A 23,380-nucleotide genomic window follows, 5' to 3' on the forward strand; every position below is an offset into this window, starting at 1 on the left:
CCATGGCCCCGCGAGCCCCGCCACGCGCTGGACCACCGGCAGCGCGCGAGCGAGCAGCGGCCCCGCGCGGCGAAGCGCCGCGGCCCCGAGCCTGCCCGCCCGCCGCACACCCTGCGCGACGCCGCGCGCGGCACTCCGCACGCGCCGGGCGACGCGGCGGAGGAAGGCCTCGGCGTCATCCGCGTCCATCGACTCCAGCACGAAGGGGTTGAGCGTCCGCGCGAGCGTCACGGCGGCGGGACCGGACACGAGGCGTTGGGCAGTGGTCGGCATGTACAGACCGCTGGCCAGGTCCTGCTCGAACGCGTCGAAGCCGTCCTCCTCCAGGAAGGCGTCGTCCGCCTCGGCCTCGGCGAACAGCTCCTCGAAGCCGTCGTCCTCGAAGCCGTCCCCCTCGAAGCCGTCCGCCTCGAAGCCTTCCGCCTCGAAGGCCTCCATGTCGCTGAACGCGTCCGCCAGTTCCTCCAGTTCCTGGAGGGCATCGGCGCCCTCCCAGGCGTCCATGGTGTCGAGGGACTCCACATCGGACATGAACTCAGCGCTGGTCATCGCTTCCCCCTCGCATGGCGCAACCTCCGCCCTTCACGGGCCCCAAGTTGGAGAAGGCGAACGGGGAGTGGCAGTCACTCGTTTGAGCTAGTGCTGGCAGAATCCCGCGCGACATGACCCTGGAAGAGACGATGCGGGAGCTGGAGCGGCTGGGCACGGAGCAGACGCGGAAGACCTATCTGCGGCACGGCGCTCCACAGCCCCTGTCCGGTGTGAACTTCGGTCCGTTGGCGGTGTTGAAGAAGCGCATCGGCACGGACGCCGTGCTCGCCCGGGCGCTCTGGGCGTCGGGCCACGTAGAGGCGCGCTTCCTGGCGACGATGGTGGTGGACGCGCCCGCGATGCCCTGGACGGAGCTGGACGCCTGGGCGAAGGGGCTCGACTGGCACATGCTGGCGGACGTCTTCGTGACGAACGTGGTGCTGCGCTCACCGCACGCGGCGAAGGCGCTGACGTGGACGCGCTCCAAGTCCGAATGGGTGGGGCGTGCGGGCTGGCAGGGCCTGGCCGCGCTGCTCACGAAGACAGCGGTGCTCGCGCACGAGGACCTGCCGCCGTGGGTGAAGCGGATTGAACAGGAACTGCCGGGCGCGAAGAACCGCGTCCGTGAGGCGATGAACGGGGCGCTCATCGCGCTGGGCGCCACTGGAGGCGCGGTCCAGACCGCGGCGCTCGCGACGGCGAAGCGGCTGGGCAAGGTGGAGGTGGATCAGGGCGACACGGCCTGCGAGACGCCGGATGCCGCTCAGTACATCCAGAAGATCCAGGCCCGGAAGGAGGCGAAGGCCAAGGCCACGAAGCCCGCCAAGGCCAAGGCCAAGAAGCCCGCGGCCTCCAAGCGCACGCGAGCCCGGACCTGAACTGGCTCGTGCGCCCGGCATGGAGGCCGGGCGCACGGCACCGCTCAACGACTCAGTTCTTCACGCACGCGGACTGGCCGCCCGCGTCCTTGTACGCCTTCACGCGCTTCACCAGGTTTCCGTTGTCCGTCTCCGGCGTGGTCTGCTCGTAGTTGCCCGCGCCGAAGAGCATGCCCACGCCGCCCGCGGCGGCCACTTCACCCGGGTGGGTGAGGAAGTAGTCCACGCGGTTGTCGCGCCACTGCTTGCCGCTGTTGGGCAGGGCCATGTTGCCCACCGGCAGCTGCCACCACAGGTGCGGCTTGTTCAGCCGCGCGGAGACGGCCTTCGCCCAGGTGAATGCCTGGTGGAAGTGCGGCAGCTTGCGGTTCTCCGGATCCCACCAGACCGCGTTGCCCGTCGTCTCCTGGTACCAGCCCGCGTCGCGGTCGGACGCCTCCACCGTGACGAAGTCCGTGTCACCCGCGCCCACGGACAGGAGGAAGTCCGCGACCTTGTTCGCCTCGCCCGCCACGTCGAACGACGCGTCCGTGTTGCCGGACACGTCCGTCTTCGTCGCCCACGCGCTCGCGTGCAGGCCCACCTTCGCGTTGGGCGCGTACTTGCGCACCATGGCGATCATGCACTTGCCCAGGCCCGCGGCGTTGTTCTCCTGGCTGCCGCAGTCCGTGGGGTTCGCCGCCTTCACCGCCACCGCCGTGGACTGCGCCTTGCCGTCCTTGGGGAAGAACTGGAGGTAGGCCCACATGTCCGGCTCAATCTGGAGCAGCACCTTCTCCTGGCCCACCTGCTTCAGCAGGAACCGCCAGTCCGCCAGGTAGCGCCCCAGGAACGCCGAGTCGTTGAGCGCCTTCAGCTGCTCCTCGCCCTCCGTGTAGCCGCTGGCCTGGAACGCCTCGTAGTAGGTGATGAAGGGAAGCTGGCCCTTCGCCTGCGTGGCCTTGATGAAGTCGCGCACGTAGGCGCCGGGCGCCTCCTGGACATCCTGCCAGCAGCCCCACCAATTGCAGCTGCCGTTGGCGCACGACGTGCCGGCGGACGTGCACCCGGACGTGCATGAATTGCAGGCGTCCTTCGAATCGAACACGCCCGCCGCGATGTAGAGGTAGCGCACGTCGAAGGGCGCCTTCCCCGCGGTCTCCTCCTCCATCTGCGCGCCCACCAGCAGCGTGCTCTTGCCCAGCGTGGTGAGGAACTTCGCGCCCAGGCACTCCGAGCCGTCTCCCGGAGTCACCCCGGGCCCATCCGTGCCCGGTCCGGGCTCCTCACCCGGCGAACTCGAATCCGAACAGCCCGCCACGGCCAGCAGGCCCGCGGCGAGGAACGGCCAACACTTCCGACGAATCAGGGCAGGGGTCCGCATGATGTCCAAAACTCTACTCCGCTCCCGTCCCCGCATGCCCCTCCCTGCTGAAGGGTTGTTCTGGCATTCCATGAAAGTCTTGAGTCACGCTCACCCCACCGGCCAACAGCCGGCCTTCCCCCCGAGGTGTGCGAGATGAAGCTCCGAATGTGCGTGCTGCTGGTGCCGGCGCTGCTGGCGGCCGGCTGCGGTCCCCTGGAAGAAGTCCCCGCGCCGGTCATCGACGAGCTGACCGGACAGGTGCTCCAGGAGGCGACGACGAAGTACGACATGCACCGCCTGCTGGAGGACTCGGACGTCACGGGTGGGACGGGCATCACTCCGGCGCAGGTGCAGGCGTTCCTCCAGCAGCAGGGCTCGTACCTGGCGGGCTACACGGACCCGGCCTACGGCAAGACGGCGGCGACGCTCATCGTGGAGCGCTCGCGCGCGTCCAACATCAGCCCGCTCTACATGCTGGCGCGCATCCAGGGCGAGTCCAGCCTCATCCAGAGCGGCACGTCCACGAACCTGAGCAAGGCCACGGGCTGTGGCTGTCCGGACACCAGCGGCTGTGACGCGCAATACGTGGGCTTCGGCAAGCAGGTGGAGTGCGCCGCGAAGAAGATGCGCGGCTACCTCACGGACCTGGAGGCGGGCCGCGCCACCATCTCCGGCTGGAAGACGGGGGTGACGAAGTCCACGTCCGACCCGTGCACGGTGAAGCCGGTGAACAACGCCACCGCCGCGCTCTACACGTACACGCCCTGGGTGGGCGCGTACGCCATCCAATGTGGCCGCACCACGGTGGGCGGTTCGTCGCTGATGGCGTCCATCTACAACCGCTACAAGACGGCGTACCCGTGGACGCTGACCACCGCGGAGGGTTGCTACTCCGGCACGGTGGACGGCACGGTGCCGGAAGGCGCGTGCGTGCAGAGCTCGTCGGACGCGCTGTGGCGCCAGTGCTCTCAGGGCGTCTTCATTGGCGGTACCACCGCGAAACCGTCCAACTGCAACGTGTCCTTCCCGTACTGCGTCTCCACGCGCCTGGGCCGCGGCGTGCCCCTGCGCACCTGCGTGCAGGTGAGCACCACCGTCTGGCAGCAGTGCGGCGCGGAAGGGGCGTGGCGGGACGCGCCGGGCGCGGGCACCACGGGCGTGGGGCCCGTGGGCACCTGCTACGCGTCGTACGCGCTGTAGACCGTCACACCGCCGCCCGGATGGGACACGCCAGGTCCGGGCGGTCAGTATTCCTTGGTCCAGATGAGGTCCAGGCCGCCGGAGCGCGCGTCGCCGTACATGCCTTCCAGGCTCCAGCGCGGGCTGAAGAGGTACTGGAAGCGCACGGCGTTGGCGTTCTCTCCCTTCTGGAGGTTGGCGCCCACGCGGCCGGTGTAGCCGACGTAGATTTTATCCGTCACGTACGTGCCCACCTCCAGCTTGGTGCCGGCGATGCCGCTGTCACCCGCTTCGATGGAGAGCACGTCCAGGGGCAGCTTCGCGGCGATGGCCTTGCGCGCCTCGTTGGCGACGAACGAACCCACCACCGACGCGGCCTGCGCGCTCGCGTTCATGGACGCGCCAGAGCCGCGCTCCAGCGTGCGCCGGCCGGTGGCGAGCAGCGTGTAGATTTCCGACTCCGGCAGGGCCGGGTCGCTGGTCGTCTTCAGCGTCACTTCCTTGCCCTGGCCGCGCACGGTGACGAAGACGGTGACGTTCGCGTTGTCGTTGCGGTGCTCGGCGGTGACGTTGATGTACGGCATCATCACCGGGCCGGTGAAGCGCACCTGGCTGTCGCGCTGCACGTCGAAGCGGCGGCCCAGCACGTCCACGCGGCCCAGCAGCACCATCACCTCGCCGAACATGCGCGCCTCGTTGGCGTACTCGACGCGGAAGCCCTCGGACAGGCCCAGCTGGACGTTGAGGTCCGTGCCGCGCACCCAGAGGTTGCGGGGCGCGTTGATGTTCACCCAGAACTGGCGCTGCGGTGCTTCCTTCTCCTCGCCTTCCTCCGCCAGGGCCTCGGCTTCCGCCTGCGACGTGGGGCCGCCCGCGCCACCGCTGCCCAGGGTCGACTCCGGGTTGCCGGGCATGCCGGGCGAGTCCGGCGCGTTGCGCGGGTTCTGGGCCTTCTGCGACGTCGCCACCTGCGTGGGCGCCTTCTCCTTCTTCTTGCGCTTGTCCACCGGCACGCCGTTGCGGACCATCACCACGTCCACGGGGCGCTCCAGCGGCTGCAGGTCCTTGCGCTTGGCCTCCGGCAGTTCGACGTGCGCCTCCGGGATGGACAGGTCGCTGATGTTCACCAGCCGCTCGGTGAGGCTGCCCTTCATGGACAGGTTCATCGTCAGCAGGGCCATGAGCTGGTCTTCCACCACGATGGGCAGGTTCTTGGTGTTGCCCTTGCCCTCCAGCACGAACTCGCCGCTCTTGCCCTGGCGGTTCGCGGTGGCCGTCAATTCCAGCGTGCCGTTGCCGGACTTCGCGGTGAGCTGCTTGAGCTCGATGCGCTGCTGTGACGCGTTCAGCGCGAGCTGGATGTCGTTGTACTCGCCGAAGCCCATCAGCCCCAGCCGGCCGTTCTTCCACTCCAGGCTGCCCTTGAAGGTGGGCGCGCCCACGGTGCCGCCCAGGCTCGCGTCCGCCTGCATGAGGCCGCCCAGCGAGCGCACGTACGGGGAGATGCCGGAGAGGAACGTCGGGTCGAAGCGGCGCGCGCGCAGCGACACCTCCACCGGCGCCCGGTCCACCTTCTTCGCGGGCCCCTGCGCGGCCTGGAACGCGGGCAGCGACAGGTCCAGCTCCATCGTGCCGCCCAGCAGCAGCGACCCGCCGCCGGGCGCGGTGAGCATGGCGTCGAAGAGGGACTTCGCCTGGGAGTAGGAGTAGTGCAGCCGCGCCTGCCCCAGCGCCGTCTGCGCGACGCCCAGGCCCTGCAGGCCCCCGTTCAGCTCCAGCTCCGGAGCCTCCGGCGTGCCGCGCGCGACCAGCTCCATGGACAGCACGCCCTGCGGCCCGCGGTTGCCCGGGCCAGGGTCCACCACCATGCCGGGAATCTCATTGAGGGGCACCGGCCCCACGCGCCCCTTCATGCGGAAGGGCACGCGGGCGATGACCTCGCGGTCCTGGAGCGCGGCCAGCGGCGCCAGCACGCGCGCCTCCAGCGTGGCGAGCGGCCCGTTGGGGCGCTGCACGTCCAGCGTCAGCTTCACGTCCTCGTTGCCCGCCAGCGCCAGCGCGGTGCCGTTGAGGGGCGGCAGGCCGTTGGCGGTGACGCCCCGGGCCTGCATCTCCACGCGGCCCAGCGGCGCGAGCGCGGAGCCGTTCACGTCCGCCTTCAGCGTCACCGTGCCGCCGGGCTTGTCCACGCCCTCGGCGCCCTCGAGCAGCTTCAGGGGCAGCTCCGCCACCAGCGCCTCCAGGTGCAGCGGCGCCTCCAGGGCCTGCGCGGGCGTGGGCGGCTTCGCGATGACACCGCCCAGCGTGAAGGGCGTCTTCAGCGCGACGTAGGCCTGCGGGGCAATCCCCTTCACGTCCAGCCGGGCACCCAGCGTGGCGTCGTTCGCGTCGGAGTTCGCGTGCAGCTCGAAGCCCAGCGCCTGCGCGAAGAGGGCCTCCGGACGGCCGGGGTAGCGCAGGTCCTCGCCCACCACCTTCAGGTCCAGGCGCGGGTCCTTCGCGGAGCCGTTCACCACCAGCGTGCCGGTCATCTGACCGGAAGGGCCGGGCGGCTGGTTCGCCAGCTTCAGCGTCTCCGCGACGTCCAGCTTCTCCAGGTTCACCGTCAGGGACAGGGGCTCGTTGCGCCGGCGCAGCACGCCCTGCACGGGCACGTCGAACTTCGAGGACACGCGCGCCGCGCTCAGCCCCGCGTTCAGCATGCCGGTGGCGCGGTCCTTCACGTACTGCGCCTGGAGCTGGAGCCCCAGGCCTTCGTAGCCGCGCGCGCGGCCGTCCGCCCAGGTGAGGTCCACGTCCGCGTCCGGCCGGGCCATGCGCCCCTTCGCCGCGACGTGGCCGCTCAGCGTGCCGCCCAGCCCCAGGGACTCCGGCACCGCGATGCGCGGCAGCTTGGACAAATCAAAGGCGCCCAGGTCGATGCGCGCGTCCACGCGCTCGCCGTCCTTCACCGCGGCGATCTTCAGCGTCTGCGGCCCGGACGCCAGTGACAGCGGCGGCTCCAGCGCGATGCGCCCGCCCCCGAAGGCCAGGTGCGTGGGCTGCTGGAGCGTCCAGGTGGCCTCCGGCCACGACAGCGAGAAGGCGCGCATGGCCAGCCCCTCGTTGTCCGCGTCCACGGTGCCCTCCACGCCCAGCGCGAGCTGCGCGTCGCCGTCCACGCGCACGCTCGCCTTCAGCTCGCGGTGGTCGTCGGTGGTGAGCGCCAGGGACAGGTCGCGGAAGGTCTTGCCCGCGGTCTTCAGCTGGCTCACCAGCACGGTGGCGTCGGTGGTGAGCGGACGGGTGACGTCCGGCACGTTCGCCTTCAGCGACAGGTCCTGGATGGCGATGTCGCCGTAGTCGAGCGCGACGAAGTTGCCGTCCACCTTCACGCCCGGCGAGCGCGGAGGTCCCTGCACCTGGAGCTCCAGCGAACCGCTGCCGGACATGGGCGGCACGGTGCCACCGGGCAACAGCTTGTCGAGCGCCTGCGACAGCAGCTTCAGGTCGCCCGCGGACAGGCTGCCGCGCGCCTCCAGCGCCTTCGCGGTGCCTTCGCCGGACGCGATGAACGCCGCGCCCGGCATCATCACGCGCAGGTTGGCCACGTTGTAGCGGCCGTCCTTGGCGCTGGCCTTCATCTCGATGGGGCCCACCGACTGGCCCCGGTACTCCGAAGGGGACACCGTGAGGGCCACGTCGCCGTCCAGCGTCTCCACGCTGTCGCCACCGCCGTGCGCGATGAGGTCCGCGGCGATGTTGGTGGGGATGCCGTTCTCCATCAGCTCCGCCAGGTTGACCCCGCGCGCCTTCACGGTGGTCTCCGTGGTGCGGAACGTCTTGAGGTTCACGTCGCCCGTGAGGTCCAGCGTGGCCTTGCCCGCGGACGCGCCCAGCCGAGCCTTCGCGAGGTCGCCATCCATGGACGCGGTGCCCTTGGCTTCAATGGGCACCATGAGCGGGTACGCGGGCACGAAGGCCTTCACCGGCTCGGGCGGCACCGTCAGCCGGCGCAGCTCCACGGCCGCGGCCGTCTCGCCGGTCTGCTTCGCGCCCAGGTCCGCTTCGATGCCCGCCAGCGCGAGCTGCGCGTCCACCTGGCGCACCACGTCCTTGCCCTGGCCCTTGAGCACCAGGCGCACCGGGCCCGTGAGCGGACGGGTGAGGCCGCCCGTGGCCTGGAGGTCCGCGGCGAAGTCCATGTCCGCAAGCCCGTAGTGGCCTTCACCCTTCGCGCCGAACTCCTCCAGGCGCACCTGGCGTTCGCCGCCGTCGGGCAGCTCCTGCTGGAAGTCCACGTAGCCGTGGCTCAGCTCGAAGTCCTTCAGGTGGATGCGCAGGGCGCTCTGGCTCTCCGTCGGCGGCTCCTCAGGCTTGGGCTTCCTGGGCTCCAGCGCGCGCATCAGGTTGAGGCCGCGCTCGTCCTGCACCAGGTACAGGCGGGGCGCCTCGATGCGCACCTTCGTCAGGTCCACCCGCTGGCCCAGCAGTGGCGCCAGGTGGAGCCGCGCCTCCACGCGGGCGATCTCCGCCGCCAGGTCTCCCTCCGGCGTGTAGATCTTGATGCCGGTGAGGACCGCGCCGTTCAGGTCCAGGTCGAACCCGCCCAGCTCCAGCCGGCCGGCGAGCTGCTTGTTCGCCAGGTCCACGCCGAAGCGCGCGATGCGGGCGGAGCCGCTGGCGCTGGTGGCGTACACGAGCGCGCCCACCACCAGCAGGACGATGAGCCCCAGCAAGCCAAGCAAGCCCCACAGGATCCGCCGTCCCCAGCGCTTGCGCCGGTGGGGCGGGGCGGTGGGCGCGGGGGTCGTGGGGTCGCTCAAAACGCCTCTCCGATGGAGATATGGACCGCGCAGAGCCCTTCAGGGGCGCCCGCGTACGCTGCCTCGGCGGAGGTCGAGGTCTTGTCGAACTTGCGCCCGAAGCCCAGGCATCCACCAGAGGACGGATAGATGTATCCGGGATCGCTGACGGGCAATCCCCGCCCGATGTTCAAGCGCCGTGCGATGTCCAGTCGGATGGGTCCCACCACCGTCAGGTAGCGCAGACCGGCGCCCACGGCGTGGTAGTGCTCGGGACCGAACAGCTTGGGGGCGTTCTTGCCAATCAGCCCCTCCGTGCCTACGAGGCCGGAGTCGTAGAAGAGGGCCAGCATCAGGCTGTCCGTGAGCATGTAGCGCAGCTCCACGGCGCTCTCGAAGAGGCTGTTGCCGCCCACGGGCACCGTGTCCCAGGAATCCAGGATGGGGTTGCCGGCCTCGTCCACCAGGATGTTGCCGTCGTCGTCTTCCTTGTAGGTGGGAGCGAGCGGCGTCATGGGCGACAGCCGCTGGCCGTTGAAGCCGCGCATCGCGGTGGCGCCGCCGGAGAAGAAGCGGGTGACGATGGAGCTCTGGCCGCCGCCCGCCGGATCCAGCGTGCCCATGCGCAGCTTCACCGCCAGCGTCAGGTCCTTCTTCTCCCCGATGGAGTAGTAGTAGCGCAGGTCAGGCAGCAGCCGGACGTAGTCGTAGTTGCCGAAGAAGGGACCGCCGCCCTTCTGCACGGACAGCGCCGCGTAGTAGCCCTCGCGCGGCTCGGTGCGGTCGTCGCGCCGGTCCCAGGCGAACGCCACCTCCAGGAAGCTGAGCGCGACGTCGCACTTTCCCTCCGGGTTGTTGCAACCCAGGATAATGGGCGGGACGGTTTCATCCGCGGTCACCTGCCCGTTCAGCCGGTAGAGCTGCAGGTTGTACGAAGGGAACACGGAGAAGGACGGGTGGGGTGTCCAGATGACGCCCGTCTTGAGGTAGCCGCCGTAGAACGAGTACGCCTGCTGCAGGCCCTTCTCCGCGGTGACGGAGGCCTGCAGGGCCACGTCGCGGAAGAGGAAGCGTGGCTGTTCGAACTCCGTGGTGAGGGTGAACACCGGGCCGGACTGCGAACCCTCGTCGGCGCGGAGGCCCGCCAGCACGTTGGGGATGAACGCGTAGCCCACGCGCCCGCGCAGCGTGAGCCTTCGCAGGCCGCCGCGGAAGTTGCGGTTGGTCCACTCGCCCAGCACGCGGCCTTCCTGCCGCGCGGCGTCCACGCCGATACCGCCGCCCAGCTTGAGCGAGTGGAAGGGCGCCTCGCGCACGTCCACCACCACTGGCACCGTGGCGTTCTGCCGGTCCGGCGCGCCCCGGTTCACCTTCACCGCGCCGAAGACGCCCATGCGGAAGACGCGCGCCTGCGCCTCCGCCAGCGCCGCTTCACTGAAGTAGGCGCCCTTGGTCACGGCGCCCTGCGCCTGTTCGATGATGCGGCGGGGCGGCACCTGCGGATTGGCGTCCGTGGCGATGAAGATGTTGCCGAAGCGGTAGCGCAGGCCCGGGGCCATCTGCAGGTCCACCACGGCCTTCTGCGTGGCCACGTCCACGCGCACCTCGCCGCCGACCTCCGCTTCCGCGTACCCCAGGTCCTTGAGCCGCTGGAGCACCAGGTCCTTGGTGGTGGCCCACGTCTCCTCGCGGAACACGTCCCCGGGCTTCATCGGCAGCTCTTCCAGGATGCGCTCGCGCTCGCGCTGCGAGGGCCGATCCTCCCCTTCGCCCAACGGCTCCAGGCCGTGCGGTTCGATGCGGTCGATGAGGGTGGGCTCGCCCTCGTTGACCACCACCTTGAGGCGCACGGCCTGGTCGCCGTCGGGGATGACCTCATTGGACTCCACCTGTGCCTGGTAGAAGCCCTCCGCCTGGTAGAAGCGCTCGATGCGGCGCAGGTCCGCCTGCCATGCGTTGGTGTCGAAGTAGTGCGCCTTGCCGAAGGGCCAGAACGCGTACCAGGGCGTGGAGGACGTGAGGATGCGGTCCTTGATGTCCCCGTCGTCCACCTTCTTCGTCCCCTCGATGTCCAGGGACTTCACCTTCGGCCCGGTGGGCTGATTGGAAGTGGTGGCGCACGCCGTCAACAGCACGGTCAGCGCGAGGGTCAAGGCGAGGCGGGATCGAAGGAGTCGGACGTCGGCCACGTCATGTTTCTTACCGGAAGGCCAGTGCCTGACGCGTTTCGCAATGTTTCTTTGTGTGGAGAGTGTCGCATTCCGCGACCTCGGGGGCGGGGTCAGTGTCCGCCAACCCCCGGGCCCCGCCGTGGCGCGTGCAACCCGGCCCGGGGTGCGTCAGATTCGGGCTCCTATGGTCCGGCGAATCGTGATGTTGCTGTCGGCCACGCTGGTGCTCGCCACCGGCTGCGGCGTGAACGAAGACGAGGTGGTCCAACTCAAGGAGGGCGAGAACCTCTCCGACACGCCCTACTGCGGCTCGCTCGGGTGCGCGGATCCGTTCCGCTTCTGCGCGGAGCTGTTCCTGGAGTTCGGCCGCTCGCCGCCCCTGTGCGTCTCGGAGAACATCTGCGACCGGCTGGATTGCGCGAAGTCCGGCCGCCGCTGCGCCGTGTTCGACGGCTTCCCCGGCCAGGTGAAGTGCGTCGAGGACGACGGCCAGTAACGGGGCCGCGAGGCGTCCCGTCAGTGCCCGCTCCCGGGGCGGCCGTCGTCCAGCGGCCCCGGGGCGGAAATCACGTCAGCGGCGCGACGAGGCGGTGAGCCACGCCAGGCGCTCCGCGGCGTCCTTCGTCTGGGCGTCCGTGAGCAGCGCGTCCGTGTTCTGCGCGATGCGGTAGGCCCAGTTGGCGTCGCCCATGGTGCCGGGCAGGTTGATGCGGTCGCGCGTGCCCAGCACGTCCTGCCACGGCAGCACGCACAGGTCCGCGCCCGCGTTCAGCGACGCGGCCAGCGTGGCGCGGTGGATGTCCGGGGTGAACTCACGCGTCACCGCCACGCCCTGGAACTCCGGCCACGCGCGCGCGGCGTTCTGGCGCTCGTGCTCCTGCGCCTGCTCCCACCACTCCGCCTGCGGCTCCGTGTCGTGCGTGCCGGTGGTGACCAGCGACACGGCGGGGAACTGGTGCGGGTCGCGGTAGGTGTTGTCGTCGCGCTCCCAGCGCAGCACGCGGTAGCCGGGCAGCTTCAGGTCCGCGAGGATCTGGCGCACGAACGGCGGAATCACGCCCAGGTCCTCGGCGACGATGCCCGCGCCCTCCGACAGCAGGCGGAAGTGCTTCTCACCCTGGCGGCGCCAGGTGGCCTCGTCCGCGGGGACGAAGTAGCCGGTGGGGTTCTTCTCGTCGCGGATCCACTGGCGGAAGTAGCCCACCGCGTGGTCCACGCGGCGCAGGTCGTAGTAGCTGGCCGCCTTGGCCGCGCGCTTCTTCAGCCACGCGTAGTCGTCCTTCTCCATGGCGGCGAAGTCGAAGTAGGGCAGGCCCCAGTCCTGGCCCGTGGCGGAGAAGTCGTCCGGCGGCACGCCCAGGCGCGCGTCGCGGCGCAGGATGTCCGGGTGGGCCCAGCAGTCGGAGCTGTCCTGCCCGATGATGAAGGGCTCGTCACCGCACAAGAGCACGTCCTTCGCCTTCGCCTGCGCGCGGACCTGGTTCCACTGGACCTCCGCCAGCCACTGGAGCCACGCGTGGTAGCGCACGCGGCGCTCCAGGCCTTCCTTCTGGATGGCGAGCAGCGCCGCCGGCTGGCGCGTGCGCAGCCCTTCCGGCCACTGCCACCAGGGACGGCGGTCCTCCTTCTCGCTGATGGCGGTGAAGAGGGCGTAGCTCTCCAGCCACTCGCCCTGCGCCTCGCGCCACTTCTGGAACTCCTGGGCGCGCGGCGTGCGCGGGGTCCACTCGTGCTTCTCGAAGTGGTCGAAGGCGCGCGCGAACGCGGCGTCCTTCAGCGGGAACACCAGGTCGTAGCGCACGCGCGGCGCGGAGCGGGCCTCCGTCAGCTGCTGCTTCTGCGCGTCGCTGAGCGCGCCCTCGCCGCCGGTGGCCTGGAACTCCGGCACCTGGTGGAGGTCGATGAAGAGCGGGTTCAAACCGAACGCGGAGCGCGTGGCGTAGGGGCTCGGGTCGCCGGGCGCGGTGGGCAGCAGGGGCAGCACCATCAACAGGCGCTGCCGCGCGGCCTTCATCCAGGAGAACAGGCCGTCCATGGCGCCGAAGTCGCCAATGCCGAAGTCCGTCCGCGAGCGCAGGGAGAACAGGGGAAGCAGGAGACCGGAGAGCCGGCCAGGAGTGGACATGCGGCGCAATCTGCCCCAGCCCCGGGCCGGTGTGAACTGCTGTCGCGACGCGGTGCGCACACGCCTGCCTGTCCGCCGGTTGGAAAACGCAGCGTTGGACGCTTTGCCGGCGCGAGCGCTCAGTGGTGGACGAAGTGCACGCGAGGCGGGACTCGACCGCCTCGCGGACGCCTGGCTCCCTGGCGTCGGGGGCGCCGCTCCTTCAGTCCTGGAAGTCGAAGTCCAGGGAGACCTCGGCGGCATCCCCAGGGCAGGTGCCGGCCGTCGGTCCCTGGACCGTCAGCTCCAGTTGCCCCCGGAGCCGGTCCTCCGAGTTCTCCTCCAGCACGAACCGGCCGGAGACCTGCTGGAGGGCGGTGACCGTGTCGTCCCCGTCCGGGCAGAACGACTGGGTCCACGCCGCCTTCAGTCCCGGCGAGTGTCCAGGGCCGGGCTCGAATTGGACCTTGTACCTGGAGCCCGCGTACCGCTGGTCCGGGACCTCGGTTGTTCCCTCGATGGCGTACTCCGCGGGCCCGCTCCCTTTCGCGAAGGATTCGAAGTCCACGTAGACGCAGAGGCCCCGGGCGTCCTCCCGGCGCTCCTCCAACGAGAGGTCGTCCGAATTGCAGAAGGCGAAGACCGGGCCGAGGTCGAAATCGGAGCTCCGGTCCGCATTGGGAAGGAACCCGCCAGAACCCGGCGTGGGGAACTCCTCCCAGACGTCGCCATGCCGCACCCGCATATGGCCGGTGACCCCGGGCTCCTTGCCGCACCCGGTCCCTCCCAGGACCGCGAGCGACAGCAGCAGCGCGAACGGGGCACGGCGGCAGAGGGGAGGCCTCCTCAGTGGGTTGTGCATGAGTCCGTGTGCCATCATCTTTCGCACCCGGGCAAGCCCCCCTGGCGTCGTGGGTGGATCTGGCCCCGGCTCCCGGTCCGGTTACGCTCCGCGACCCATGAAACCCCTTCCCCTGTCCTTCTACGCGCGGCCCGCCCTGGAGGTGGCGCGCGACCTGCTGGGCACCCTGCTGGTGGTGGACGGCGCGAAAGGCCGGCGGGTGGCCCGCATCGTGGAGGTGGAGGCCTACCTGGGCGAGCATGACCTGGCGGCTCATTCGTCCAAGGGGCGCACGCCGCGCACCGAGGTGATGTTCGGTCCGGCGGGGCGCTCCTACGTCTACCTCATCTATGGAATGCACCACTGCTTCAACGTGGTGACGGACGCGCCCGGGGTGGCGGCGGCGGTGCTGGTGCGGGGCGTGGAGCCGGTGGAGGGCATCCCGCCCGGGGAGCGGACGGACGGGCCGGGGAAGCTGTGCCGGGTGCTGGGGCTGAACCTGAACCACAACAACCTTCCGCTGGATTCGGACGGGCTGCACCTGCTCCCGGGGACGCCGGTGCCGGACGCGCGGGTGGAGCGGGGGCCGCGCATTGGCGTGGAGTACGCCGGGGCGTGGGCCGCTGAACCCTTCCGGCTGTGGGACCGGGACAGTGGACACGTCAGCCGCTTCGTGTCCAGGCGGCCTCGCCGTCGGCCTTGACGCGGAACCTTCCGGCTGGTTGGGTGGGAAACGCCATGTCCCAAGAGGCTTCCCAGGAAGAAGACCGGCAGGAAGAAGACCGGCGGCTCCTGGCGCGCGCCCAGGACGGTGACGTGTCCGCCTTCGAGGCCCTGGTGGGCCTGCACCAGGACCGGGTGTACGGCCTGGCGCTGCGGATGACGCGTTCGGAGGCGGACGCGGCGGAAATCACCCAGGACACCTTCCTTTCCGCCTACCAGCACCTGAAGGACTTCCGGGGCGAGGCGGCCTTCGGGTCCTGGGTGCACCGCATCGCGGCCAACCACGCCCTCATGCGCCTGCGTCACCGCCGGGTGGCCCAGGCGGCCGAGTCGGAGCTCCAGGCGCCGGAATTCACGGAGCGGGGCACCCTGGCGGACTACCCCGTCACGGACTGGAGCCGGGACGCGGAGGAGAAGGCGCTGGACGCGGAGCTGGGGCAGGCCATCCAGCAGGCGGCCGACCGGTTGCCGGAGGGCTACCGGGAAGTCTTCCTCTTGAAAGACGTGGACGGCCTCAGCTACGAACAAATCGCAGAAGTGACGGGGGCTTCCATCCCCGCCATCAAGAGCCGGCTTCACCGGGCACGGCTCGCGCTGCGAGAAGCCATCGACCTGTTCTACAACCGGGACAATCGCGGGGTGTGAAACCCCCAGGGCGTCTCGGCATCTTCGAACTGGAACGAGGGGAGCCGCAGTCAGCCGAGGTTCGGATGTATACCTGCAAAGATTCCATCAACCTCCTGCTGGAGTTCCTCGAAGGCGAGATGCCCGAGGAGGAGGCGCGGCACCTGCAGGAGCACCTGTCGGGCTGTAAGCCCTGCGAGGAATTCCTCAGCACCTATCGGGCGACTCCCGGCCTCTGCAAGCGCGCCATGGCGCTGAAGATGCCCCGGGAGGTGTCGGCGAAGCTGACCGAGTTCCTGCGCTCGAAGATCAAGTCCTGCTCGTGAACCTGAAACAACTGTCGCTGCCGGAGCTGGAAGCGGCGCTCGCGCCGGCCCAGCCGTCCGCGATCGCGGTGCGCAAGGTGTTCGCGGGCGTCTTCGCCCATGCCCGTCCCACGGTGGAGGCCGTCGCGCTGGCGCCCCAGGTGCCGCGCCGTGTCGCGGACCTGCTCCGCGCGCAGGCGGAGATGCCGTCCCTCAAGGTCGTCGAGCGGCGGCAGGCGGAAGACGGCTTCGTGAAGTACCTCTTCGAGTCGCCGCTGGGTGGCCGCATCGAAGCGGTGCGCATCCCCATCTTCGAGGAGAAGTACGTCGTCTGCGTGTCCAGCCAGGTGGGCTGTGCGCTGGCGTGCGACTTCTGCATGACGGGCAAGCTGGGCTTCCAGCGCAACCTCCAGACCTGGGAGATTCTGGACCAGGTGATGCAGGTGCGCGCGGAGGCGGACCGGCGCGTGGGGGGCGTGGTCTTCATGGGGATGGGCGAGCCGCTGCTCAACTACAAAGAGACCATCCGCGCGGCGCAGATCCTCTCGCACCCGGCCGGGTTCTCCATCTCCGGCACGGCCATCACGTTCTCCACGGCGGGGCACGTGCCGGCCATCCGCCGCTACACGCGGGAAGGGCATCCGTTCCGGCTGGCGTTCAGCGTGACGAGCGCCATCCCGGAGAAGCGCGCGAAGGTGCTCCCCATCGAGAAGACGCACCCGCTGCCAGAGCTGATTGAAGCCATCCGCGAGTACAGCGAGGCGCGGCGCGAGCGGGCGATGATCGCCTACGTGGCCATCCAGGGCTTCAACCTGGAGCGCGAGGACGCGGAGGCGCTGAAGGCGGCGTTCGAGGGCATCCCCATCAAGGTGGACCTCATCGACGTGACGGATCCGACGGGCAAGTACCTGCCGCCCACGGCGGAGGAGTTGAGCGCGTTCCGGGACCACCTGCAGATTTTGAAGGCGCCCATCGCGCGGCGCTATTCGGGCGGCAAGGAGATTGGTGCGGCGTGCGGCACGCTGGCGGCGAGCCAGTACGGCGGTACGGTGCTGCCGACGCCGGCCGCGGCGCCCCGACAGGCCTGACGTGCCGCCGTGTTCACCCGCGCGCGGGTGGAGCGGGCCCCGGGTTCCGCCGGGCGGGGAGACGACTTAAGTCTCGCGCAGGGAGCTTGCAGTCCTGGAGGGCACCGCGCGGATGTGGATCGAGCACGTCGACAAGCTGATTGGGGCGCTGGGGCCGTTCGGGTTCCTGGTGCTCGGCGTGGCGGCGATGCTGGAGTACGTGGTGCCGCCGTTCCCCGGGGACACCATCGTGTTGATGGGCGGCATCTACGCCGTGCGCGGGGAGAAGCCCTGGTGGCTGGTGCTCGCGGTGGTGACGGCGGGCAGCGTGATGGGCGCGTTCATCAACTACGCGGTGGGCAAGTGGCTGGCGAAGCGCTTCGAGGCGCAGCCGGGGCGGTCCTTCTTCGGGCTCACGCACGCGCGGCTGGAGCAGGTGCAGACGCGGATGCGGCACGCGGGGCCGTGGCTCTTGCTGGTGAACCGGTTCCTGCCGGGCATCCGGGGCGTCATCTTCATCGCGGCGGGGGCGGCGCGGGTGCCGCGCTTCAACGCGTTGGTGCTGGGCGCGGTGTCCGCGCTGGCGCACAGCGGGCTCATCATCGCGTTGGGCATGGCGGTGGGCGGCAACCTGGAGCGGCTGACGGTGCTGGTGTCGCGCTACCAGTACGCGGTCATCGGGCTGCTGGTGGTGGCGGCGCTGGGGTTCGGCGTGCGGGCGTTGACGCGGCGGCGTGAGTCGGCCGTGGAACCGTAGCGGGCCCGGCCGGGCAGGGAAATGTGTGGGGACGGCGTGCCGGAGCGGCGCGCACGTTGCGCGGGCCCGGGGTGGCGCGGTTGAGTCGGGGGCATGTTCCGCGCCCGTGCTCGCTGGTGGCTGCTCGTGTTGCTCGTCCTGGTGGGAGGGTGCCGCTGTGGCGACGACCCCAACGTGGGCGGTGCGAGCGCCAGCTTCCGGCCGCAGCAAGAGGTGGTGGACTTCGGCCGGGTGCTGGAGGGCACCCAGGTGCGCCGCTCGCTGACGCTGGTGGCCACCGGGCGCGCGGGCGTCACGGTGGACGCGGTGACGGACGCGCCCTTCTTCGTCGTCGTGTCGCAGATTGTCGTGGGGGGCAGCGGCACGGGCACGGTGGACATCCTGTTCTCCGCGGGCAGCACGCCGGTGGAGGGCGAGCTGGTGCTCACCGCGGGGCGCACCACGGCGAAGGTGCGGCTCACCGGCGTGGGCGTGCGTCCGCTGCCGTGCGTGCCAACGGGCGAGTGCCTCGATTCGCGCTTCGACCTGGAGTCCGGCCAATGCATCGAGTCGCCGCTGTCCGACGGTGCGTCGTGCATCCCCAGCAGCCGCTGCCAGGAGAACGGCCGCTGTCAGGCGGGCGCCTGCGTGGGGCAGCCCCGCACGTGCAATGACGACAACCCGTGCACGGAGGACAGCTGCTCTCCGGCACTGGGCTGCGTGAGGGCGGAGGTCGCGTGCCCGTCGTCGAGCAACCCCTGCAAGGTGGGCGTGTGCGACCGCAACGAGGGCTGCCAGGAGGTGGACGTGGCGGACTTCAGCCCGTGCGGCGCGGTGAGCTGCAAGGCGGCGCAGGTCTGCTTCAGCGGCACGTGCCGGACGGTGAAGCCGCCGGACGGCTTCGTCTGCGCGCCGGCCACGCCCTGCCAGGACGAGGGCAAGTGCAGCGCGGGTGAGTGCATGCGCCCGGACGCGGGCGACCTGAAGCCCGACTTCAGCGCGGAGCTGGGTGGAGCGCCCGTCGCGGAGGACGGGGGACCGGTGCTGCTGGCGGACGACGGGACGGTCTACGCGTCGGTGTGCGGTGAGGACGGAGGATGCTGGCTCGCCGCGTACACGGAGAGCGGACTGCTGCGCTACGCGTCGCCCTATGAAGACGGAGGTGTGAGGACGTTGCTCGCGGCTTCGGACGCGGGCGTGGTGGTGCTCGCGCCGGAAGCGCTGGAGGCGTACGCGCCCCGGGGCGTGGGCGAGCTGCGCTGGCGCACGTCGCTGGCGTTCTCCGACGCGGCGCTGGATGGAGGGACACCGGAGGGCGTGCCCGGTACGGGAACGGGCCGGGTGGCGCTCACGAAGGAAGGGGACGTGCTGACGTACGTCACGTGGAGCGGCGATGCGGGCACGGAGCCACTGCGCTCCCGGCTGGTGTTGCTGAGCGCGGACGCGGGAGCACCGCTGGCGATGGGGCCGGAGGAGGATGGAGGCGGAGCGGCGAGGCTCGCCGTGGACGACACGCGCGGCGCGTACCTCTACACGCCGTGGGATGGACGGCTGGCTTTCACGAGCTGGGCACTGCCTGAGCCGGGCACGGACGGCGGGACTGCCGTCGCGGGCTTTGCGTCGCCCGTCGGACCGTACTCCGCGGATGTTTCGGGCTCAGGCCCTGTGCTGGCCACGCGCCAGGCCGACGCGCACGCGAGCGGGTTCGGCGCTGCGCGCCCTGTACGGCCCGCGTTTGCGACATGGGCCGGCGCATCCACTGCGGAGGTTGGACCCATGTTCGGGCCGGCTGTCCTCGAGGACGGAGGCGTCGCCGCGCTGAGCCTCGAACCGCTCGGGCCCGGTGTTCCGGGGGGCGCATCGTCACTGGCGCTCGCATCGGGACGGTTGCTCGTGGGCACGCAGGCCTTCGTGGAAACGGATGGGGGCGTGCTCGGCGCGCTGGATTGGGACGCGGGCACGCGCACGCTGTCGCCCCTGGCCGAGCCCGTTCTCATGTCGCCCGGAGGCACGACCGGCCATGCGCTCGCGCTCGCATGCGACCACACGGACGGCACCCCCTGCGTCGACGCGGAGCTGCGCACCGTGCTGCGCTCCTTCAGCTCCGACGATGGCCACTTCCTCTCGGAGGTGGACGTGCTGCCCTCGCCGCTGTTGCCCGGCACCTTCCATGAGGCCGCGCTGCTGGAGCAGAACACCGTGGGCGTGCTCGCGGACGCGGCGCTGCCGAACGGTCAGCGTCAGGCGTGGCTCGAATGGATTGCCTTCGGCAACAAGGTCAATCAGTGCGCCCTGCCGGGCCGCGTGGAGGTCGCGGGCGCGGTGTTCGCGGGGAACCTGCTGCACGTGGCCCTGCGCCGCGACGGCGTCTGGTGGCTGGAGGCCTATCCCCTCGGTGGGCGCGCCGAATCCCGCGGCTGGCCCCAGCGCAACGCCAGTCCCGGCGGGACACGCAGGGCCGTGCCCTGAACCCCTGTGGCTTGACCGTGCAGCACGCACGAGGAGGCTGCCTGTCGCTTCGGGCAGCGACAGGCAGCGTGCGGTGCAGTCGGGTCGGCGGGGAGTCTCAAACTCCGCGCGCCTGACTCCTAGGGAAGAATCCCGCCCGTCCACGCCCGGACGTGGTTCGTGCCTCGCCACTCCTTGTTCTTCGCCTCAGCCGTGGAGTGGATCCGAAACATGATGCGCTTGGCGTTCGCCTTCTCGGGAACCTCGACAACCTCGTACGAGAGCACGGTCCCGCCGAAGTACGAGCGCTTCCCCTTGGTCTCGTGGAGGTAGATCGTTCCGCCGACGAGCTGAGCTGCCTCCTCGGGCGAGAAGTCCCAGTAGCCCGAGTTGTAGATCGGGGGTTTGACGGCATGAAGGTTGAGTTCACGCGCGCATTTGATGTGAGTACTCGCCATGGTTGCTCCCAGTTGAAGCGTAAGAGGTGGTGCCCTAGCCGACCGCGGCGGGGTCCACCCAGAGATCCTCGAAGCGCACCTGCGGCGGGGTCTGGTGCAGCCGCAGGTTCTGCACCGCCGCCGTCGCCGCCGCGTGCGTGCGGTCGTGGTATAGCGGGATGAGCGGGCAGTCCTCGCGTGCCAGCATCTCCGCGCGTTTGTAGAGCTGCGAGCGGAGCTCCGGGTCGATGGACACGCGCGCCTCGGCCGTCAGCCGGTCCAGCTCCGGGTTGCGATAGCCCAGCGGATACACCGTCTGCGCGCTGGAGTTGAGCAGGAAGTGCAGGAACGCATCCGGATCCGGGAAGTCCGCCAGCCACAGCGTGCGGAACGCCGGGACCTTCCCCTCGCGCAGGCGCGGCAGGTACTCCTCCGGCGTCATCTGTTCGTGCCGCAGCTCCAGCAGCCCCGCTTGAATCAAGGGCCGGAAGAGCACCGCGTCCTCCGCGGACGTGTCGCGGCCCACCGGGTGGTGCAGGGTGAGCTGCAACCGCCGCACGCCCGCCTCGCGCAAGAGCCGCTCCGCCAGCGTCAGGTCCGGCACCGGCGCGGGCCCCAGCTCCTGTGCGCCATCCAGCAGCTCCGGCGGCGTGAACGTACGGGCCACACGCGCGCCCGGATGGAACTGCTCCACCACGCCCGGGATGTCCATGCCCGCGCGCAGCGCCCGCCGCACGCGCACGTCGTTGTAGGGCGCCTCGTTCAGGTTGAGACCCAGGAACGCCGTGGACGGCGTGGTGCTGGTCACCACCTGGTGCGCCTCCAGCCCCTTGGCCTCCGTGTGCTCCACGTGCAGGAACGACACGAGGTCCACCTGCCCGTCCAACAACTGCCGCACGGCCTGGAGACGCGTGTCCGCGAGGACGAACTCCAACCGGTCCAGCAACGGGACCCCGCCGCGCCAGTAGGTGGCGTTGCGCTCCAGCACCATCCGGTCCTGCTGCATGCCGACGACGCGGAACGGGCCGGTGCCCACCAGCTTCCCCGAAGGGTCCAGCTTCGCCACCGCCGTGGCCGTCAGCGCCATGAGCTGGAGGAAGAACGCCTTGGGCTCGCGCAGGCGGATCTCCAGCGTGCCCTCGTCCAGGACTTCGATGCCTGTCACCTCGCGCGCCATGCCGCTGGAGTACTCGCGCGCGCCCTCCACGTCCTCCAGCAGGCTGCGGTCCGGCGAACGCAGCGCCGGGTCCATCAGCCGCTCCAGGTGACGCTTCACGTCCTGGGCGTTGAGCATGGTGCCGTCGTGGAAGGTGACACCCCGGCGCAGGTAGAAGCGGTAGCGGCGAGCGGACGGGTCCGCGTCCCAGCGCTCGGCCAGGTCGGGCACCAGCACGCCGTCCTCCAGCCGCACGAGGCAGGAGAAGAGACACGCCGTCAGCTCCGCCATCTGGTTCTCGACGCTGAACAGCGGATCCACCACCTGCCGCGCGCGCAGCGAGCCCGACTGGTGCAGCCCCACCCGCAGCGTGCCGCCCGCCCTTGCCCGGGGCAGCTGGAAGCGGAACACCTCCGCCTCCAGGCTCGCCGTCTCGTGGCCCAGCTGGTCCACCGTGCGGTCCAACCCGTCGCCAATGCGGATGACCCGGCGCGCGTCCTCGCGCACCTGCGCGATCTCTTCACGGATGGACGCGTCGCCCCGGGTGAGCACCTGGTGCGCGGCCCGCAGCTCCTCGATGGCCGCGCTCAGGCGCATCACCGCTTCGGACAGATCGCGGCCGGTGCGTGCCTGGGCCTCGGCCTTCTGGCCGGCGCTCTGGCCCACGCGCGACATCTCCTGAATCTGCCGCACCAGGTCCCGCGCGTTGCCGGACTGCTCGATGGCCATGCGCGTGATGTCCTCCACGCGCCGGGCCACGCGCTTGCTGGCCTCCACGACGGTGGCGCCCTGCGCCTCCAGCCGCTGCGTCTCCATCACCGTGGCCTCCACGGCGGCGAAGGTGCGCTGGGTGATGGAGCGGATCTCGCTCAGGGCCTCGGAGGCGCGGTCGCCCAGGGCCACGCCCGCGGTGGCCTGCTCGCGGCCCTCCTGCACCAGCGCCACGGCGGTCTCCACCGCGTCGCGGATGCCGGTGACCATGGTGCCAATCTCGCGCGTGGAGCGCGTGGTGCGCTCGGCGAGGCTGCGGATCTCGTTGGCCACCACGCCAAAGGGTCGGCCGTGCTCGCCCGCCTGCGCGGCGATGATGGCGGCGTTGAGGGCCAGGAGGTTCGTCTGGTCGGCGATCTCCTGGATGACGTCCACGATGCGGCCAATCTCCAGCGACCGCGTGCCGAGCATCTCCATCAGCTCGGCCGCCTTGCGCACCGTCTCCTCCACCCGGTACATGCCCTGCACGCTGTCGCTCACCAGCGCCTCGCCGCGCTGGGCGGTGGCGGTGACGGCGATGGCCATGCTGTTGGTGTCGGTGGCGCGGCGGCGCACGGCGTCGATGCCGCCCTCCACCAGCGCGACGAAGTCCTCCGCCTCGGAGGCGAAGCGGCCCAGCTCGTCACCCGACGCGGCGATGTGGGTCAGCCGCTCCGTCATCGCCTGGGTGAGGCCGCTGGTGCGCTGGCTGAAGTCGTTGACGGTCTCCAGGCCGTCCACCACCTGGTGCAGCCGCTCGGTCATCTCCAGCAGGGCGCCCGTCGTCTCGTGCGCGAAGGTCTCGATGTGCTGCACGCGCTTGATGGCGACCTGGAGGCTGGTGCCGTTGCCGCCCACGGCGCTGAGCGTCCGCTCCACGGCGCCGCCCTGACGGCGCGCGGCCTCCAGCAGCATGCGGGCCTGCTCGCTCACGCCGTTGCCGGTGCGGTGCAGGTTGCTCGTCACGCGCTGCACCTGGGACATGGCGCGGCGCAGGGACAGGATGAGGCGGCGCAGGTCCTCCTGGCCCTCGAAGCCCGTGTGGATGGGCGTGGTGAGGTCGCCCTCCGCCAGCCGGGACATCAGGTCGCGCCGCTCGCGCCGGCGCATCGCCGCGAAGCGGAACCACGCCAGATAGCTGCCGATGAGCCAGAGGAACGGCACGCCAAGAATCAGCACCGCCCAGCCGGCCACGTCATCCGGCTGGCCCGTCACCCACCGCAGCAGCAGGCCCAGGATGAGCGCGGAAACCAGGGCCGCCGCCAGCCCGAACGAGAAGAGGTACCGTTTGGCGCCCATGG

The 23,380-nt window shown here is 70.5% G+C and carries 16 protein-coding genes and 1 pseudogene; 9 read left to right on the forward strand and 8 right to left on the reverse strand.

Features of this window, described 5'->3' with window-relative positions:
* Positions 1-549: pseudogene (locus D7X32_RS05970) on the reverse strand (hypothetical protein); the annotation flags it as partial.
* 113 nt (positions 550-662) lie between these two features.
* Here D7X32_RS05970 and D7X32_RS46185 point away from each other — a divergent pair.
* A complete protein-coding gene (locus D7X32_RS46185) occupies positions 663-1,409 on the forward strand; it encodes a DNA alkylation repair protein (RefSeq protein ID WP_120601537.1) in 747 nt (248 codons plus the stop codon).
* 52 nt (positions 1,410-1,461) lie between these two features.
* Here the strand turns inward: D7X32_RS46185 and D7X32_RS05980 are convergent, their stop codons facing one another.
* Positions 1,462-2,772 (reverse strand): hypothetical protein, encoded by a 1,311-nt coding sequence (locus D7X32_RS05980; protein ID WP_244238866.1) that lies wholly within the window; start codon positions 2,770-2,772, stop codon positions 1,462-1,464.
* Between the two features lie 135 nt (positions 2,773-2,907).
* Here D7X32_RS05980 and D7X32_RS05985 point away from each other — a divergent pair, with 135 nt between their 5' ends.
* Positions 2,908-3,954, forward strand: coding sequence for a hypothetical protein (locus D7X32_RS05985; protein WP_120601539.1), 1,047 nt, complete (start codon positions 2,908-2,910; stop codon positions 3,952-3,954).
* A 44-nt stretch (positions 3,955-3,998) separates the two neighbouring features.
* On the opposite strand, the gene D7X32_RS05990 is transcribed toward D7X32_RS05985, so the two are convergent.
* Both D7X32_RS05990 and D7X32_RS05995 read right to left on the reverse strand, forming a co-directional pair.
* Entirely contained in the window at positions 3,999-8,738 is a 4,740-nt protein-coding gene (locus D7X32_RS05990; protein ID WP_120601540.1) for a translocation/assembly module TamB domain-containing protein, read from the reverse strand.
* Positions 8,735-10,870, reverse strand: coding sequence for an autotransporter assembly complex protein TamA (locus D7X32_RS05995; protein ID WP_208752330.1), 2,136 nt, complete (start codon positions 10,868-10,870; stop codon positions 8,735-8,737). The genes D7X32_RS05990 and D7X32_RS05995 overlap by 4 nt, the downstream gene beginning before the upstream one ends.
* A gap of 202 nt (positions 10,871-11,072) precedes the next feature.
* On the opposite strand from D7X32_RS05995, the gene D7X32_RS06000 reads away from it, so the two are divergent.
* Positions 11,073-11,384: a hypothetical protein gene (locus tag D7X32_RS06000; RefSeq protein WP_120601542.1), complete on the forward strand. Its 312-nt coding sequence runs from the start codon at positions 11,073-11,075 to the stop codon at positions 11,382-11,384.
* Positions 11,385-11,459: 75 nt separating this feature from the next.
* On the opposite strand, the gene D7X32_RS06005 is transcribed toward D7X32_RS06000, so the two are convergent.
* Together D7X32_RS06005 and D7X32_RS06010 are read right to left on the reverse strand one after the other, a co-directional pair.
* Positions 11,460-13,013 (reverse strand): 4-alpha-glucanotransferase, encoded by a 1,554-nt coding sequence (locus D7X32_RS06005; RefSeq protein WP_120601543.1) that lies wholly within the window; start codon positions 13,011-13,013, stop codon positions 11,460-11,462.
* Positions 13,014-13,215: 202 nt separating this feature from the next.
* A complete protein-coding gene (locus D7X32_RS06010; protein ID WP_147450045.1) occupies positions 13,216-13,854 on the reverse strand; it encodes a hypothetical protein in 639 nt (212 codons plus the stop codon).
* A gap of 97 nt (positions 13,855-13,951) precedes the next feature.
* Between D7X32_RS06010 and D7X32_RS06015 the strand changes: the two genes are divergently transcribed.
* The 6 genes from D7X32_RS06015 (at position 13,952) to D7X32_RS06040 (ending at position 19,757) form a co-directional block, all read left to right on the forward strand.
* Positions 13,952-14,536 (forward strand): DNA-3-methyladenine glycosylase, encoded by a 585-nt coding sequence (locus D7X32_RS06015; protein ID WP_120601545.1) that lies wholly within the window; start codon positions 13,952-13,954, stop codon positions 14,534-14,536.
* Positions 14,537-14,571: 35 nt separating this feature from the next.
* The gene (locus D7X32_RS06020; RefSeq protein WP_120601546.1) at positions 14,572-15,201 is read left to right on the forward strand and encodes an RNA polymerase sigma factor; all 630 of its coding nucleotides are present in this window, start codon (positions 14,572-14,574) and stop codon (positions 15,199-15,201) included.
* A 65-nt stretch (positions 15,202-15,266) separates the two neighbouring features.
* A complete protein-coding gene (locus D7X32_RS06025) occupies positions 15,267-15,506 on the forward strand; it encodes an anti-sigma factor family protein (RefSeq protein ID WP_014399836.1) in 240 nt (79 codons plus the stop codon).
* Complete coding sequence (locus tag D7X32_RS06030) at positions 15,503-16,573, forward strand: radical SAM protein (protein WP_120601547.1); 1,071 nt, start codon at positions 15,503-15,505, stop codon at positions 16,571-16,573. The genes D7X32_RS06025 and D7X32_RS06030 overlap by 4 nt, the downstream gene beginning before the upstream one ends.
* Positions 16,574-16,685: 112 nt before the next feature.
* Positions 16,686-17,309, forward strand: coding sequence for a DedA family protein (locus tag D7X32_RS06035; protein ID WP_120601548.1), 624 nt, complete (start codon positions 16,686-16,688; stop codon positions 17,307-17,309).
* 93 nt (positions 17,310-17,402) lie between these two features.
* Positions 17,403-19,757: a hypothetical protein gene (locus D7X32_RS06040; RefSeq protein WP_244238867.1), complete on the forward strand. Its 2,355-nt coding sequence runs from the start codon at positions 17,403-17,405 to the stop codon at positions 19,755-19,757.
* A gap of 119 nt (positions 19,758-19,876) precedes the next feature.
* On the opposite strand, the gene D7X32_RS06045 is transcribed toward D7X32_RS06040, so the two are convergent.
* Together D7X32_RS06045 and D7X32_RS06050 are read right to left on the reverse strand one after the other, a co-directional pair.
* The gene (locus D7X32_RS06045) at positions 19,877-20,194 is read right to left on the reverse strand and encodes a hypothetical protein (RefSeq protein ID WP_120601549.1); all 318 of its coding nucleotides are present in this window, start codon (positions 20,192-20,194) and stop codon (positions 19,877-19,879) included.
* A 34-nt stretch (positions 20,195-20,228) separates the two neighbouring features.
* Complete coding sequence (locus D7X32_RS06050) at positions 20,229-23,378, reverse strand: ABC transporter substrate-binding protein (RefSeq protein ID WP_120601550.1); 3,150 nt, start codon at positions 23,376-23,378, stop codon at positions 20,229-20,231.
* Between the last annotated feature and the right edge of the window lie 2 nt (positions 23,379-23,380).

The sequence above is a fragment of the Corallococcus carmarthensis genome, from assembly GCF_003611695.1.
Classification (GTDB): domain Bacteria; phylum Myxococcota; class Myxococcia; order Myxococcales; family Myxococcaceae; genus Corallococcus; species Corallococcus carmarthensis.

What these genes read in the sequence shown, in the direction of transcription:
- D7X32_RS46185 (WP_120601537.1), top strand. Translation starts at nt 663, where the DNA reads ATGACCCTGGAAGAGACGATGCGGGAGCTGGAGCGGCTGGGCACGGAG.
- D7X32_RS05980 (WP_244238866.1), bottom strand. Translation starts at nt 2,772, where the DNA reads ATGCGGACCCCTGCCCTGATTCGTCGGAAGTGTTGGCCGTTCCTCGCC.
- D7X32_RS05985 (WP_120601539.1), top strand. Translation starts at nt 2,908, where the DNA reads ATGAAGCTCCGAATGTGCGTGCTGCTGGTGCCGGCGCTGCTGGCGGCC.
- D7X32_RS06000 (WP_120601542.1), top strand. Translation starts at nt 11,073, where the DNA reads ATGGTCCGGCGAATCGTGATGTTGCTGTCGGCCACGCTGGTGCTCGCC.
- D7X32_RS06005 (WP_120601543.1), bottom strand. Translation starts at nt 13,013, where the DNA reads ATGTCCACTCCTGGCCGGCTCTCCGGTCTCCTGCTTCCCCTGTTCTCC.
- D7X32_RS06010 (WP_147450045.1), bottom strand. Translation starts at nt 13,854, where the DNA reads ATGCACAACCCACTGAGGAGGCCTCCCCTCTGCCGCCGTGCCCCGTTC.
- D7X32_RS06015 (WP_120601545.1), top strand. Translation starts at nt 13,952, where the DNA reads ATGAAACCCCTTCCCCTGTCCTTCTACGCGCGGCCCGCCCTGGAGGTG.
- D7X32_RS06020 (WP_120601546.1), top strand. Translation starts at nt 14,572, where the DNA reads ATGTCCCAAGAGGCTTCCCAGGAAGAAGACCGGCAGGAAGAAGACCGG.
- D7X32_RS06025 (WP_014399836.1), top strand. Translation starts at nt 15,267, where the DNA reads ATGTATACCTGCAAAGATTCCATCAACCTCCTGCTGGAGTTCCTCGAA.
- D7X32_RS06035 (WP_120601548.1), top strand. Translation starts at nt 16,686, where the DNA reads ATGTGGATCGAGCACGTCGACAAGCTGATTGGGGCGCTGGGGCCGTTC.
- D7X32_RS06040 (WP_244238867.1), top strand. Translation starts at nt 17,403, where the DNA reads ATGTTCCGCGCCCGTGCTCGCTGGTGGCTGCTCGTGTTGCTCGTCCTG.
- D7X32_RS06045 (WP_120601549.1), bottom strand. Translation starts at nt 20,194, where the DNA reads ATGGCGAGTACTCACATCAAATGCGCGCGTGAACTCAACCTTCATGCC.
- D7X32_RS06050 (WP_120601550.1), bottom strand. Translation starts at nt 23,378, where the DNA reads ATGGGCGCCAAACGGTACCTCTTCTCGTTCGGGCTGGCGGCGGCCCTG.